The 15,704-nt window shown below is 47.0% G+C and carries 10 protein-coding genes; 4 read left to right on the plus strand and 6 right to left on the minus strand.

What is annotated here, in order from left to right; all coding sequences use genetic code 11:
* Positions 1-60: 60 nt before the first annotated feature.
* From DW121_RS00200 to DW121_RS00225, 6 genes are all read right to left on the minus strand, one after another.
* A complete protein-coding gene (locus DW121_RS00200; RefSeq protein ID WP_118322625.1) occupies positions 61-2,199 on the minus strand; it encodes a peptidylprolyl isomerase in 2,139 nt (712 codons plus the stop codon).
* 123 nt (positions 2,200-2,322) lie between these two features.
* Positions 2,323-3,579, minus strand: a complete 1,257-nt coding sequence (locus tag DW121_RS00205; RefSeq protein ID WP_117712893.1) for a hemolysin family protein — start codon at positions 3,577-3,579, stop codon at positions 2,323-2,325.
* Between the two features lie 4 nt (positions 3,580-3,583).
* Entirely contained in the window at positions 3,584-4,210 is a 627-nt protein-coding gene (lptC, locus tag DW121_RS00210; protein ID WP_117712894.1) for an LPS export ABC transporter periplasmic protein LptC, read from the minus strand.
* A gap of 4 nt (positions 4,211-4,214) precedes the next feature.
* Positions 4,215-5,534 carry a tetratricopeptide repeat protein gene (locus DW121_RS00215; RefSeq protein WP_118322628.1) on the minus strand — a complete coding sequence of 440 codons (1,320 nt, stop codon included), beginning with the start codon at positions 5,532-5,534 and terminating at the stop codon, positions 4,215-4,217.
* 47 nt (positions 5,535-5,581) lie between these two features.
* Positions 5,582-6,844, minus strand: coding sequence for a hypothetical protein (locus DW121_RS00220; RefSeq protein ID WP_117712896.1), 1,263 nt, complete (start codon positions 6,842-6,844; stop codon positions 5,582-5,584).
* Positions 6,831-7,562 carry a type III pantothenate kinase gene (locus DW121_RS00225; RefSeq protein ID WP_118322630.1) on the minus strand — a complete coding sequence of 244 codons (732 nt, stop codon included), beginning with the start codon at positions 7,560-7,562 and terminating at the stop codon, positions 6,831-6,833. Before DW121_RS00225 ends, DW121_RS00220 begins: the two co-directional genes overlap by 14 nt.
* A gap of 667 nt (positions 7,563-8,229) precedes the next feature.
* Here DW121_RS00225 and DW121_RS00230 point away from each other — a divergent pair.
* From DW121_RS00230 to DW121_RS00245, 4 genes are all read left to right on the plus strand, one after another.
* Positions 8,230-9,444 carry a DUF4105 domain-containing protein gene (locus DW121_RS00230; RefSeq protein ID WP_118322632.1) on the plus strand — a complete coding sequence of 405 codons (1,215 nt, stop codon included), beginning with the start codon at positions 8,230-8,232 and terminating at the stop codon, positions 9,442-9,444.
* The gene (locus tag DW121_RS00235; RefSeq protein WP_118322635.1) at positions 9,444-11,012 is read left to right on the plus strand and encodes an alkaline phosphatase family protein; all 1,569 of its coding nucleotides are present in this window, start codon (positions 9,444-9,446) and stop codon (positions 11,010-11,012) included. Before DW121_RS00230 ends, DW121_RS00235 begins: the two co-directional genes overlap by 1 nt.
* Before the next feature lie 135 nt (positions 11,013-11,147).
* On the plus strand, positions 11,148-14,444 hold the full coding sequence (gene secA / locus DW121_RS00240; RefSeq protein WP_118322638.1) for a preprotein translocase subunit SecA: 3,297 nt from the start codon (positions 11,148-11,150) through the stop codon (positions 14,442-14,444).
* A gap of 159 nt (positions 14,445-14,603) precedes the next feature.
* Entirely contained in the window at positions 14,604-15,695 is a 1,092-nt protein-coding gene (locus DW121_RS00245; RefSeq protein ID WP_117712901.1) for a DUF6340 family protein, read from the plus strand.
* Positions 15,696-15,704: the final 9 nt, after the last annotated feature.

Raw genomic sequence — 15,704 nt, forward strand, 5'->3', positions numbered from 1 at the left:
AAAGCCGTTCGACATTTATCGAACGGCTCTCCCAAGTATTATAACTTTATTCTTCCTTTCTTAGAAATACAGATAGCGATTATCTTTCACATCGGCATTCAGATACAAATCATTGATGAACTGGCCTGCCATACGTGCATGCATATTCTCCAATGTAGCTTCTTCTGTCTTCTGGTCGTAAGTTTCGTTCAGTTTTTCCTTAGCGTAAGGCTGCAGAACGAATACGCCTCCGTTACCCTTAATAGGAGCACTCAGCTTATTCAATTCAGCGATTGAAGCGTAAGCGCCTACCAGCGGTTCGCTACTGCGCAATGCCGGAACGTAAGCCGGAGCAGCAAAAGTTACGTGCTTTACAGAGTCGCTAACGGCGTTCGCCATATTCTTATATTGGTCGAAAGAAGTCGCACCGGCAGCTTTCATTTCAGCCATAATTTTCTCGGCTTTCTTATCACGGAGGATTTCGCTTCTCAGCTGGTCTTTTACCATAGACAACGGACGGTAACCTTCCGGAACAATGCTCGTAACGGCTACTACCATCATATGGTCGCTTTCGCCGCATTCGTACAGACCGGAAACTTCACCGGCTTTCGCTCCAAACGCCCATTTCAAGGCTTCTTTTGTTCCTTTCACACCACCGATGGTATGTTCCGAGCTATACAAATCAGCTCTGTCCAACAGTCTGTAACCGGCATCTTCGGCATTGGCAGCCAGCTTTTCCAACGTATTGTTGGTAGCGATGAACTGGCTGAAGTCATTGTATGCCTTGCTATAAGTTTCCTTGCTGAACTCAACCGGACGCTTGATAACGGCTACTTTATATTTATCTTTCACAGCCTTCTTGTTCATAACTTGAATAATAACGTTTGCCTGACCTAAAGCAAGGTTAGCCAACTCGTTCTGACCCAAAGTCGTGATAGCTGTGATATACTTCAGGTTGTCACCGTCCACCTGAGCGCCTTCGTAGTTGGCAGAAGAAATCCAAGTCGATTCACCTGTCTGACCGTACTTCTTGGCAATTTCCGCAAAGTCAGCTCCACCCTTGATGGCTGTATAGATACTGTCCGCCAAAGTCTTGGTCTTGTCAGCGTCTTCAGCTGCAATCTGAATCTGACGGTACTGGATAGAGTCGGCCATAGCGGTAGCAGCCAATTTCTTGAAAGAGTTGATTGTATTGTCCGATGCATTATAGTAAGGACCGTAAACACCGCCTACCTTCACAGAATCCAAACGGGCAACAACATCAGAAGGCAGCGCTTTGTCTGTATAATACAAGTCAACATATTGCTGGGTAGAACCGGTTGAGCGGATAAAGTTTGCATAGTCGGAAGAAGTCTCTACCAATTGTGCAGTGTATTCTTCCACTTCTTTTTGAATATCCGCTTTGTCTTCCGGACTTGCAGTAACCTGTACATCGATATACTTGATACTGCGGGTTTCCACATATTGTCTGAATTGTTCTTTCTTCTTGTCATAGGCCTCTTTCAGGTCAGATTCCTTGATAACGATTGTAGAATCTACAATAGAGGAATAAGGAACGGCTGCCAGCAACAGGTCAGACTGGTCTGCGCGTGCATTGAAAGCATCTTCCGCTTCAACGGGGTTAGAGAAGAGAGACTTTGTAATCAAAGCCTGGTATTTTTCTTGCAGGCGAGCCTGTACGAGCGACTTCTCTACAAAAGCCCAGAAGTTGTACATAGAGTTGTAGTACTCTGCATATTGAGCCGGCATTTGAGCCTTGTTCATTTTAGAGTAATCCACCAAGAACTTCTTCAGCATATCTTTGTCGAAAGCGCCGGTCTGCGGATTGCGGAACGGAGTCTGTTGCAGCATCGGATGTACACCGGCATCAATAATAGCCTGAAGTTCAGCCTTAGAAACAGTCAAGCCCAGTTTTGCAGCTTCGTTCTCAATTAATTTATTGTTTACGTATGCTCTCCATACTTCGTCTTTAATCTGATTGGTTTGTTCATCGCTCAAAGCGTTCAAGCCACTGGAAAATTTCACGACTTCCGTATATTCCTCTACCAATGCTTGAAAATCCTGAGCGGAAATTGTTTCCCCGTTCACTTCACCTACATCTTGTGACTGGTGCGGCTGAAGTACTTTCCACGCGTCTCCCGCGATGAAGGCAAACAGCGCCAAACCAATAACAATCACCAATAAGGGCCCTTTAGACCGAATGTTTTGTAATGTTGCCATTTTAGTTAATATGAATTATTTGTTTATTATTATTTTCTTTCCAAAGTTCATTTTAGCGCACGAAGATACAAAAAATGCTAATACGCATCTATTTATTCTTTAAAAATTTACGCTGAAACGAAATTATTCCGTGACTTTCAACCGCACTAACTCTATTTTAGTGGCTGTCACCTTAATTATCTTGAACTGATATTCGTCGATAACGACCACTTCATGCAACTTCGGGAAGCTTTGATAACGGTTCAGTATCAGCCCGCCTATCGTAAGGTATTCATCCGATTCCGGCAGTTCGAGATTGAATGTTTCGTTTACTTTCTCTATTTCAAGGCGTGCGGACAATACATATTCATGTTCGTCTATTTGCTTGCAGATGTAAGAAGTGTTATCGTGCTCGTCCTCAATATCGCCGAATATTTCCTCCACCAAGTCTTCCAAAGAGACGATGCCGGATGTACCGCCGAATTCATCTACAACGACAGCAATCGTCTTCTTCTGTTGCATAAAGAGTTTCATCAGCTTGTGCGCCGCCATCGTTTCGGGCACAATGGGTACTTCCTTGACGTTGTTTCTCCAGTCTGCCGGGTTTCTGAACATCTCGGAGGAGTGGATATAGCCGATTACATTATCTATATTGCCGTCATATACAATAATCTTGGAGATGCCCGATTCCACAAACAAGTTTCTCAAGTCCTCAAGCGAAGCGGTCACATCCACAGCCACCACTTCCGTACGGGGAACTATGCAGTCGCGTATCTTTATGTTGGAAAAATCAAGCGCATTCTGAAATATTTTCACTTCCGCATCCAGTTCCTCCTCATTGGTGGCGTTCTCTATGCCCGACTGGACAAAATAGTCCAAATCCACTTTACCGAATGCCTTGTCGGACGCTTCCTTGTTTATCTTCATGCCAAACAGGCGCAAGAAGAGATAGGACAACCCGGAAGCGAACTTTGATACAGGAAACAAAACGACGTAACAGATAAACAAAGGAACCGCAAAGACCCGCAACATCAGGTTCGGATTAATCTTGAACAAGGTCTTTGGCAGGAACTCACCCGTCACAAGGATGATAAGCGTGGATATGACAGTCTGCACCAACACCATAATAAAATGATTCTCAATCATTCCTGCCAGCAGACTCACCTCAATAATCTGTGCCATGAGGATACCGTAGATGACCAGTGCTATGTTATTCCCCACCAGCATGGTGGAGATAAAATTATTCGGGTTGCGGAAGAAGCAAGAAAGGATGCTCGACGTGACACCCGGCTTCCGTTCCATTTCAAAACGAAGCTTATCCACGGAAACAAAAGCAATCTCCATACCCGAGAAGAAGGCGGAGAAAGCCATGGTTATTAACAGGTAAATAATAGTATCCATTATATCATTTGATGCTGTCTGTTCTCAACGTATCGGAAGGAGCGGCGCTATCCTCGTCTACATAAAAGATGCCTTCCGTCTTAAAGAAACGGTATTTTGTCAATTGTTCATTCGATTCAAAGCCAATGGCATAGATTATCTGGTCGGGTTGTTCTATGCGCACCCGCCTGTCGGAGTACACGCGCTTTTTGTTCTGGTCCCAGTACAACAGTTCGGTGTCAAACTTCTCGCCTTTCAGGTTTTGTATGTGCACATTCCCCATCAGTTTCCACAGCTCTTTCTTATTATAATAATAGGCCGTATCGGCTTTGATGCTGGCTTCCGTATGGAATACGGAATCGAATTTCTCCAAATAAATACCTTTCTCGAACGCCCAATAAGGCGGGTTCTTACGGTCGTAAATCAGCCATTCCGCCGTGTTGACACGATAACGGGTGATACCCGAGTCGGAAATCAGTGTTGTAACCCCCTTGGTATCCATAACCGGCAACGAATCACGCTCGGTAATGGCAGCTCCCATTTCTTTTTTGCGTCCGGAACAGGAAGAAAATAAAAGAAGCATAACCATCACCCCAAGGGCAATGGTTATGCTCATATGCTTATGTTCGACAACGTTGGGTTGTAGCGACATATTCTTATCTGATGGTTGTAGACTCACCAATCCAACCGCCAATCGTGATACGGTCACCGGCTTTGTAACCCAACATAAAGAGGTCTTTGGCCTGCGGAGTATGACGTGCATAGGTTGAAATCAGTTCATTTACTTTATCTGTAACGCTCGGGTCTACGGCTTTGGCGCGTTGCAGTTTGTCGATAACTACATAGTAAGTACATCTGTTCAATGCAGGTTCGTCACTCCAGTTGGGGTTTGAACCATACATTTGAGCCAACAAGATATAAGGTTCACCGTAGCTTTCGTTGAAGCTGATAGCCTTCTGGGCATAAGTTCTTGCCTGAGACAGTTTCTTTGCCTGCCACAAAGCGGCTGCGGTAGCATAAGCCATTTCAGCTTTCTTCGAGTTGTCGGTTTCCATACCCAGCGCTTCATCGAAGTACTTCACGGCAGTATCATAGTCGCCTTTCTTATAGTACATATAGGCTACACCTACAGCTGCATCGGCACTCGGATTAACGCGATACAAATAGTCGGAAGCCTTAAAGTATGCTTCGCTTTCATTACACTTCATCATCTTCAAGATAGTGATAGTTTTCTTCAAGAAAGCGGAGTCTGATTTGTTTTCTTCAACTTTCGGACCATAAATATTCTGCAAAGACTCACAATCGGCTACACCGCTGTTTACGAACATAGCTACCAAGTTATCCTTGATTGTTTGCAGAACCGCCTTTTTCTTAGGATTGTTTTCGGCTGCGATAGCATCGTCAGCATACTGTGAAGCGTTGATATAATCCTGGAAGAATTGGTCTGTATGGTTTGTATCCGCCTTTACTTTCTGCATGGACACATCAATGAAATAGTGCAGTACGGCACCGTCCGATTCACCCTTGGCAGTCTCAGCCGATTCTTTCAGCCAAGCATAAGCCTGATTCAAATCCGGAGCCGGTGAATATTGCAGATAATCCACAGCTTTCGTACCCAGTGCAGAAGCTACACTCGGCACACCCTTCATTTTCGTAGCAAACTCAGGAATGTACTTCATTTTCTGGTCATGTACAGCCATCAGCTCATCAAACAGCTTCTTATACTCGGCAGAATTACGATCCTTAATCTGGCTCATCAAGCCTACGAGGATCTTCTGCGCATCGGTATAAGTGTAATATCTCAGCGTCGGACAATCTTTCAGAACTTCCATACAAGGAGCGTAGGCGTCCTTATAGTTTTTCGCTCTTACCGCCTCATGCGAGATACTACTGTTGGCATTACAATCACTTTGTGCGAAAGTGCTGGTTGCTCCACCCGAAAGGAGCAAAACAGCGACAAGCGTTTTAATTTTCATTGTATTTAATTTTTAGTTGTTATATTGTCTATTTTCACCACTCAACATCAATCAACTTTCCGTTTGAAGAACCAGCGTTCATTAAAGGTCACCCCTACACAGACGCGCAATGTATTTTCATTGAGAAATGCAGCTGTCTTCCCTTCGGTTCTTACGTATTGGGCCGAGAGGCTCAATACGGAGCGCGTACGCGGAATAGGAAGTCCGAAACCGGCAGTCACTCCATATTCGCTGGCAGCACGCATACCGTTTATTTTGTAATAGGGTTGGGAATAATAAGCTCCCAAACGATATTTCACATGAGCCAGATAGCTTCTTCCCAACGGATTAGGAAGGAACTCAGCTCCCAAAGCTATCTTTGTACGATTGCAGAAAGCGTTTTTCGCATTCATGTAAGTCACCGAACTCCATTTCTGGAAAGTAAAATCGGCTCCTACCGTCAGACGCTTATCATACACATAGCTAAGACCCACGCCCAAACTCATCGGACTACCGAAAGTTGCAACCGTATCCCGGCTGTTTATCGTCATACCCGTATTGCTGTCGCCCAACTGGTCTTGCACATACGAGTCGTTGCTCAAATCGTGTCCCGGAGAGAACACCACTCCCAATGTAGCTTCATGCTTCTTGCCGAACGACTGCGTGTACTGTGCCCCGATGTCCAGCTTATAGCTTTGTATGGACGTGCCCGTCTGCGTAGTCAGCGGCAAAGTGGACGAGTTATTCGGGAATGTCATAGCCCTTGTGTGTGTTATATCTCCCCAAAGATACGAAATGTTCGCACCAACGGAAAGATTTTTAAATATTTTAAATCCGGCTCCCAAATATAACTGGTGCAATCCGCCGTCTCCATAATACTGCAATGCGCTGGATTGGGAAGGATATTCAGAATCTTCCCTGTACTCCGCCATACTATATCCCACATTCGAATAAGGCAGCAATCCCAAGCTCATGGCTGCCCATTTGCCCAAGCGAAATTGCATTGTAATGTAGTCGAAACTGGAGTTTTTGGCATTTTGTTTCACCGTACCGTTACTAAAGTTCGTATTCTGCAGGGAGATACCGCCGTCAAAAATAAAAGTAAGCGAATCTATCGCCGTATAGGATGCCGGATTTGCGAAATTTACTTGGTATTTATCCCGTAATCCGTATGCAATACCACCCATGGCTTTGCTATTACCTGAACCTTGGTCTGCCAATTGTCCGTATCCATATCGTGTATAGGGAGAATTCGTATTATTTTGAGCGATTGCCGCTCCGGACAACATCATGAGCAAGAACACCAAGAGTGTTTGTCTATATCCTATCATTATTATAGTTTAAAATTCGATTTAATCCTTTCAATACTAAAAATCTGTCTGCAAAGATGATACTTTTTAAGTTTGTATCAAAAGAAAATTCATCACCGCCCGTTAAAAAAACCAAAAGTTCAGGATATTTATGCTTCATAGCCATTATGTAGCCCGAAATTTCATACTCCATACCTTTCAGTACTCCTTCGCGCATTGCCGTATCGGTATCCTTACCCAACGACAGGCGTCGTCCTTCGCGGCACACCAGCGGAAGCCTTCCCGTAAACTCGTGGAGTGCCTTGAAGCGCATTTGCACACCCGGCGAGATGTTTCCGCCGTGATAGCGGCCGGCGGCATCAATGAACTCGTAGGTGATGCAGGTTCCGGCGTCTATCACCAGAATATCCTTCCCCGGAAATTGTTCATAAGCCCCCACCACAGCTGCCATACGGTCGTACCCCAATGTCTCGGGAGTTTCGTAAAGATTATCTACCGGAAGCGGCGTTTTTTCATTCAGCCGCAACAAGGGGATGGAGAGCTGTTCCAATCGCGCTGACACCCGTTCGTTCAAGTCTATAACGGTAGCTACAATCGCCTTTTCCACCGTATACTCGGCACAGATACCCGGCAGACTGTCAAGCGTTTGATTGGAATCATAGAACACTTCTACGATGTCCTTATTTTTAAATACCGCCACCTTTGCAACGGTATTTCCTATATCGATAATAAGGTTCATTCAGCATGTTTTTAAAGCGATGCAAAGATAGTGTTTTTTTTCGTTTATTTTCCCTTATGTTTACATACTTTTCCCCTTTATTTACAAAGCATTCATCTATATTTACAAAGCATTCATCTATATTTACAAGCATTTTCCTTATATATAATCGCGCATAAATAATAAACCACGCTCAATATTCAGGATTCGGGCGCACGCGCTAAATCTTTTCTTTTTTTATCGAAAAATCGCCGTTATTATAAAGAGGGGGGTATACCCTCCCCGTACACACGGCGATTTTTATCGAAAAGAAATAAGTTTTTCCGTTAGATTGGAAAAAGATTTCCACCACAGTGAAAATCTTTTTTGATGTACATTAAAAAACTTTTTGAACATAGTAAAGAAACAGGCTGAACCCGGCACAAAAAAAACAAAAGGAGCTTCCGTAATAATTGCCATTCTAAGATTTTAAGCGTATCTTTGTAACGAATTACAAGATACAAACTCGATTCAAATCAGTGGTAATAAGTAAGTGTTGAAATTTAATTTATATCAAGAGCATCTGTCATTCAGAGCGTAGAGAAGAATCTCTTCTCTGTGTATACATCAAGAGAGTAGATTCTTCGCTACGCTCTGAATGACAGATAGTATAAACTAATTATGCGAATTCACTTTAAAACAAAAACAAATGAAATTGTACTCGCTAACTTTCTGTTTTTCCATCTTCCTTCTCCTCTGCCCGCCTGCCGCCCGGGCACAGGAATCCACGAAAAACGCCCCTGACTCCATACGCATCAGCCTGCTGACGTGCGCTTCGGGCGAAGAAATATATTCCCTTTTCGGACATACAGCCATACGATACGAGAACTATACACGCGGTATCGACGCCGTATTCAACTACGGCATATTCAACTTCAACGCACCGAACTTTATTCTCCGCTTTGCCCTCGGCGAAACAGACTACCAGCTGGGTGCCGGCAATTACGAACGTTTTGCCGCAGAATATTATTACCTGGAGCGCGATGTCTGGCAGCAAGAACTGAATCTCACCTCCAAGGAGAAAGAGAAACTGGTGGCCTTGCTCGAAGAGAATTACCGCCCCGAAAACCGGGTATATCGCTACAACTTCTTTTACGACAACTGCGCCACGCGTCCTCGCGACCTGATAGAGAAATCCATTGACGGCACGCTGCAATATGCTGACAATATGACCGATGCAAACACCGGAACATCCTTTCGCGACTTATTGCACAAATACAGCGAAGGACATCCCTGGTCACGCTTCGGCATGGATTTATGTATGGGCAGCCAAGCTGACAAAGCCATCAACCGCAGACTGATGATGTTTGTCCCTTTCTATGTACAAGAGTACTTCAACCGGGCCCGAATTACAGACAACGGAGGACAGTCGCGCCCACTGGTGCTCAACGAGGAGAAGATTATAACAACCGGAAGCGGAGAAGCCGAACAACCCCTCAACGATTTCACCCCCATGCAGGCCGCCTTGTTCCTGTTCATACTGACCGCAGCCGCCACCATCTACGGCATACGCCGGAGAAAGACGCTTTGGGGAATTGACCTCGTCCTGTTCTTCGCCGCCGGAGTGGCGGGATGTATTTTGGCATTCCTCGCCTTGTTTTCCCAGCACCCTGCCGTCAGCCCCAATTATCTGCTGTTTGTATTCCACCCGCTTCACCTTTTATGCCTGCCATGTATGCTAAACAGGGTGCGAAAAAGGAAAAGAAGCCGCTATATGCTGGCAAACTTCATAGTTTTAACACTTTTTATATTGCTTTGGCTCGTAATACCGCAAAGATTTCCGTTAGCTGTGTTACCTTTGGCACTTTGTTTGCTGATACGTTCTGCAAGCAACCTAATTCTCACATACGATAAGAAAAAATAATGAAAAAAGGACTGATAACTTCCATACTCGCACTGACATTCAGCAGCCTGCAAGCCCAGCCGCTACCACCCTCTCCCAAGTTGGTGGTGACGCTGACTATTGACCAACTGCGCACGGACTATATGGAAGCGTTCTCGTCATTGTATGGAGAAAAAGGCTTCAAACGGCTGTTACGGGAGGGCAGGGTCTTCCGCCAAGCGGAATATTCCTTCAATGTTGCTGACCGCGCTTCGGCCATTGCCGCTTTGTACACGGGCACTACACCATCCATGAACGGCATCATTGCCGAACGCTGGTTTGACCCGAAAACCCTGCGCCCGAAGAATTGTGTAGACGACTCCGCCTTCATGGGTAACTATACCGACCAGAACACCGCTCCTACACAACTGCTGACTTCCACCTTTGCCGACGAGCTTAAAATAGCCACTAAAAACGCCGCATTGGTGTATGCCGTCGCCCCTTTCCGCGATGCCGCCGTACTATCGGCAGGACATAGCGGCAACGGCGCCTTCTGGCTGAACCACAAGACCGGCAAATGGTGCGGAACCACCTATTACGGCGAATATCCCTGGTGGCTGAGCCAGTACAACGACGGGCAGTCACCCGACTTCCGCATCAAGGAAATGGAGTGGAATCCCCTCCACCCCATCACAAGCTATACATTCCTGCCCGAATGGCGCACTATCCCTTTCAAATATAAATTTGAATTGGAAAAAGACAACAAATACCGCCGTCTGATAACCAGCCCGCTCATCAACGATGAGGTAAACCGTGTGACAGAGGATTTGCTGGATAAAAGCAATATCGGCAAGGATGAAATAACCGACTTGCTTGCAATCACCTACTACGCAGGAAACTACAACCACCGCAGCACGCAAGAGTGCGCCATGGAGATGCAAGACACCTATGCACGCTTAGACCGCAGCATCGCTCGTCTGCTGGATATGCTGGAAAGCAAGGTGGGTCTGCAGAACGTGCTCCTGTGCATCGTCTCTACGGGATATACCGACCCGGACGGGGCGGACATCGGCATCTACCGCATCCCCGGCGGCGAATTCTACCTGAACCGCTGCGCCACTTTGCTGAATATGTATCTGATGGCTACTTACGGCGAAGGGCAATATGTAGAGGGTTTTTATAACCAACAGATATATCTCAATCGTAAATTAATAGAAGAGAAGCAGTTGAACCTTGCCGAAGTTCAGCAAAAGTCGGCAGAGTTTCTGGTACAATTCAGCGGGGTAAACAAAGTATATTCCGCTTATCATCTGCTTTTGGGTTCTTGGTCGCCACAGATAGACCGCATACGCAACGGTTTTCACCGCCATCGCTCCGGCGACTTGATTATCGAAGTCCTTCCGGGATGGACTGTCATGCAGGAAAACGGCAATGACAACCGTGTGGTGCGCGCTGCCGCCGTACCCGCCCCCCTTATTCTTCTTAGCAAAGGAATAAAGCCGGAAACCATCCGCATACCGGTCACCGTAGACCGTGTCGCCCCTACCCTGTCGAGTGCGATGCGCATCCGCGCCCCCAACGCGTGCACAGCCACTCCCCTCAATTACTGATAAAGGCTCGCTACAGAGGGCGCAAAGTTTTACAAAGCCCCTAAAATAATCTGTGTAACTTTACGTTATCTGTTGCAAAATCAGTAACTTTGCACGTCTTTTAAACTTAGTAAATAATAATAAAACAAATACATAATGGGATTTAATGAAATTTTAAGCTCGATTTTCGGCAACAAAGCCACCCGCGACATGAAGGAAATAAAACCGTGGGTAGACAAAGTAAAAGCCGCTTATCCGGAAGTAGCCGCATTGGACAACGATGCCCTGCGTGCCAAGACAGAAGAACTGAAAGCATACATCCGCAACTCGGCAACAGAACAACGCGCCAAAGTAGAAGAACTGAAAGCAAGCGTTGAAAGCACCGAACTGGAAGAACGCGAAGAACTCTTCGCCCAGATAGACAAGATAGAAAAGGAAATACTGGATATTTACGAAAAGGCATTGGACGAGGTTCTGCCCGTCGCCTTCTCTATCGTGAAGGAAACAGCCAAGCGTTTCTCCGAAAATGAGGAAATCATAGTAACCGCTACGGACTTTGACCGCCATCTGGCCGCTACCAAAGACTTTGTACGCATCGAGGGTGACAAAGCCATTTACCAGAACCACTGGATGGCAGGCGGCAACGATACTTTGTGGAACATGGTACACTACGACGTACAGTTGTTCGGTGGCGTGGTACTGCACAAAGGCAAGATTGCGGAAATGGCAACCGGTGAAGGTAAGACCCTGGTGGCCACCCTGCCCGTATTCCTCAACGCACTGACCGGAAACGGCGTGCACGTAGTAACCGTGAACGACTATCTGGCAAAACGTGACTCCGAATGGATGGGCCCGCTCTATATGTTCCACGGCTTGAGCGTGGATTGCATCGACAGACACCAACCCAACTCCGACGCACGCCGCCAGGCTTATCTTGCCGACATCACTTTCGGTACGAACAACGAATTCGGTTTCGACTACCTGCGTGACAATATGGCTATCAGCCCGAAAGACCTTGTACAGCGTCAGCACAATTATGCCATCGTCGATGAGGTAGACTCGGTATTGATTGACGACGCCCGTACTCCGCTGATTATCTCCGGTCCGGTTCCCAAAGGCGACGACCAGCTCTTCGAGCAACTCCGTCCGCAAGTGGAACGTCTGGTAGAAGCACAAAAGAAGCTGGCTACGCAATACCTTGCCGATGCCAAACGCCTGATTGCTTCGGATGACAAGAAAGAACAGGAAGAGGGCTTCCTTGCCCTGTACCGCAGCCACAAGTGCTTGCCCAAGAACAAGGCGCTGATTAAGTTCCTCAGCGAGCAAGGCATCAAAGCCGGTATGCTCAAGACCGAGGAAATCTACATGGAGCAGAACAACAAGCGTATGCACGAGGTTACCGACCCGCTGTATTTCGTGATTGAAGAAAAACTGAACAGCGTAGACCTGACCGACAAGGGCGTAGACCTGATTAGCGGCAACTCTGAAGACCCCACGTTCTTCGTGCTTCCCGACATCACCGCCCAACTCTCCGAACTGGAAAATGAAAAGGAACTGACAGACGAGGAACGCCTTGCCAAGAAAGATGCCCTTATGACAAACTTCGCCATCAAGAGCGAGCGTGTACATACCATCAACCAGTTGCTGAAGGCTTACACCATGTTCGAGAAAGACGACGAATATGTAGTAATCGACGGCCAGGTGAAGATTGTGGACGAACAGACCGGACGTATCATGGAGGGCCGCCGCTACTCCGACGGTTTGCACCAGGCCATCGAAGCCAAAGAAGGCGTGAAGGTGGAAGCCGCCACACAGACCTTTGCCACGATTACCTTGCAGAATTACTTCCGTATGTATCACAAGCTGTCCGGTATGACCGGTACCGCCGAAACGGAAGCGGGCGAACTTTGGGACATCTACAAACTGGATGTAGTCGTTATCCCGACCAACCGCCCCATTGCCCGTAATGACATGAACGACCGCGTTTACAAAACCAAACGCGAAAAATATAAAGCCGTCATCGAAGAGATTGAGAAGATGGTAGAAGCCGGACGCCCCGTCTTGGTGGGTACTACTTCCGTTGAAATCTCCGAAATGCTGAGTAAGATGTTGACCATGCGCAAGATTGAGCACAACGTGCTGAATGCGAAGCTGCACCAGAAAGAAGCCGACATCGTCGCCAAAGCCGGTTTGAGCTGCGCCGTAACCATCGCCACCAACATGGCGGGCCGTGGTACGGACATCAAGCTGAGCCCGGAAGTAAAAGCTGCGGGCGGTCTTGCCATTATCGGTACGGAGCGTCACGAGTCACGTCGTGTAGACCGCCAGTTGCGTGGTCGTGCCGGACGTCAGGGCGACCCCGGTTCATCCGTATTCTTCGTATCATTGGAAGACGACCTGATGCGTCTGTTCTCTTCCGACCGTATTGCCGGCGTCATGGACAAGCTCGGTTTCAAGGAAGGCGAAATGATTGAGCACAGCATGATTTCCAAGTCTATCGAACGCGCACAGAAGAAAGTGGAGGAAAACAACTTCGGTATCCGTAAACGTTTGTTGGAGTACGATGACGTCATGAACAAACAGCGTACCGTAGTCTACACCAAACGTCGCCACGCTCTGATGGGCGAACGTATCGGTATGGATATCGTGAACATGATTTGGGACCGCTGCGTCAACGCCATCGAAGCTCCCACTTACGAGGACTGCAAAATGGATCTTCTCCAGACGCTTGCCATGGAAACTCCGTTCACCGAAGAGGGATTCCGCAACGAGAAGAAAGAGAAGCTGGCCGACAAGGCTTTCGACGCCGCCATGGAACTCTTCAAACGCAAGACCGAACGTATGGCGCAAATCGCTTACCCGGTTATCAAGCAAGTGTACGAGAACCAAGGACATATGTACGAAAACATCCTGATTCCCATCACGGACGGCAAACGTATGTACAACATATCCTGCAACCTGAAAGCCGCTTATGACAGCGAATGCAAGGAAGTGGTGAAAGCCTTCGAGAAGTCTATCCTGCTACACGTCATCGACGAAGCATGGAAGGAAAACCTGCGCGAGCTGGACGACTTGAAGCACTCCGTACAGAACGCCAGCTACGAACAGAAAGACCCGTTGTTGATTTACAAGCTGGAGTCAGTGAACCTGTTCGATACGATGGTAGACAAGATAAACAATCAGACCGTTTCTATCCTGATGCGAGGACAGATTCCTGTACAGGAACCGCAGGAAGTTCGCCAAGCCGCTCCCGAACAACGGCAGGACTTAAGCAAGTACCGCGAACAAAAGCAAGACTTGAACGATCCGAACCAACAGGCCGCCGCCCAACAGGATACGCGCGAACAACAGAAGCGCGAGCCTATCCGTGTTGAAAAGACAGTGGGACGTAATGACCCTTGTCCTTGCGGAAGCGGCAAGAAGTACAAGAATTGCCACGGAAGAAATGCGTAAGATAGCTGTTAGAATCTCTTCTCTGCATACAAGAGAAGAGATTCTTCGTCACAAGCTCCTCTGAATGACTGAATGATAGGGCTTTTACATTTTGGCACATCCTCTTTTATTTATTCAAGTAAAAGATTACTTTTGTTTTCAGAACAAAGAATTAAGGCTATGACTAAATACTCTCATTATCTGTTACTGTCTTGCCTGCTACTTCTGGCAGGCTGCCAAAGCGTTGAACAGCTTTCCATCGACTATATGATGCCCGCAGACGTCAGCTTCCCGGCAAGCCTGAAACGAGTGGCCATCGTAAACAATATGCCCGAAGTACCCGAAAACAAGCCCATCCTTGCCAAAGAAAAGAAGAAAGACGACTTTGAAATAGCCCGGAAGGTAGACTATTACAACGGTGATGCAGCTATCACCACCGAGTCGCTCGCCCAGTCCCTTGCCAACGAGAACTACTTCAACGAAGTGGTTATCTGTGACTCCGCCCTGCGCGCCCGCGACATAACTCCGCGTGAAGGAGTGTTATCGCAGGAAGAAGTGAACCGGTTGATACATAATCTGGATGTGGACTTCCTCATCGCGCTGGAAAACGTACAGATATGCACAACCCGCAAAATAAAATATATGCGCGACTGGGGCATCTACTACGGAACAGTGGACGCCAAGATATACCCCACCGTCAGAGTCTATCTGCCCAACCGTAGCACTCCTATGGTTACTATCAGTAGCAAGGACAGCATCTTTTGGGAAGAAACCGGGAACGGACCGTTTGTACAGACCCACCTCATCAGCGAGGAAGATGTAATAAAACAAGCCTCCGAGTTTGCCGGAACCATACCCGTAAAGAAGTTGCTGCCTTATTGGAAAACAGCCAACCGATACCTCTTTTGCGGCGGTTCTGTAAATATGCGTGACGCCGCTGTGTACGTCAGGGAAAATAAATGGGACACAGCCATTGAATTGTGGAAACAGACCTATGCCTCCAAGAAAGGAAAGAAAAAGATGCAGGCGGCTTATAATCTGGCAGTGGGCTACGAAATGCAGGACAACATAATCGAAGCTGCCGACTGGGCGCTGAAAGCCCAAGCCGAAGCTCGCATTGTGGACGGCGTGGATAAAAAAGATTTGACTCACCTCACCCAGTCCGACCTCCCCTACTACGTCCTTACAACCCTCTACGTATCCGAATTAGAGAAACGAAAAGAAGGCTTATCCCGCCTAAATATGCAAATGCAGCGATTCAATAATGACTAAATAGACGGT

This window comes from Bacteroides sp. AM10-21B (assembly GCF_003472565.1).
GTDB classification, from domain to species: domain Bacteria; phylum Bacteroidota; class Bacteroidia; order Bacteroidales; family Bacteroidaceae; genus Bacteroides; species Bacteroides propionicigenes.

Bases quoted from the DNA above. Each gene is read 5' to 3' on its own strand.
- lptC (WP_117712894.1), bottom strand. From the start codon at position 4,210: ATGTCGCTACAACCCAACGTTGTCGAACATAAGCATATGAGCATAACC.
- DW121_RS00220 (WP_117712896.1), bottom strand. From the start codon at position 6,844: ATGATAGGATATAGACAAACACTCTTGGTGTTCTTGCTCATGATGTTG.
- DW121_RS00230 (WP_118322632.1), top strand. From the start codon at position 8,230: ATGAAATTGTACTCGCTAACTTTCTGTTTTTCCATCTTCCTTCTCCTC.
- DW121_RS00200 (WP_118322625.1), bottom strand. From the start codon at position 2,199: ATGGCAACATTACAAAACATTCGGTCTAAAGGGCCCTTATTGGTGATT.
- DW121_RS00225 (WP_118322630.1), bottom strand. From the start codon at position 7,562: ATGAACCTTATTATCGATATAGGAAATACCGTTGCAAAGGTGGCGGTA.
- DW121_RS00215 (WP_118322628.1), bottom strand. From the start codon at position 5,534: ATGAAAATTAAAACGCTTGTCGCTGTTTTGCTCCTTTCGGGTGGAGCA.
- DW121_RS00245 (WP_117712901.1), top strand. From the start codon at position 14,604: ATGACTAAATACTCTCATTATCTGTTACTGTCTTGCCTGCTACTTCTG.
- DW121_RS00235 (WP_118322635.1), top strand. From the start codon at position 9,444: ATGAAAAAAGGACTGATAACTTCCATACTCGCACTGACATTCAGCAGC.
- secA (WP_118322638.1), top strand. From the start codon at position 11,148: ATGGGATTTAATGAAATTTTAAGCTCGATTTTCGGCAACAAAGCCACC.
- DW121_RS00205 (WP_117712893.1), bottom strand. From the start codon at position 3,579: ATGGATACTATTATTTACCTGTTAATAACCATGGCTTTCTCCGCCTTC.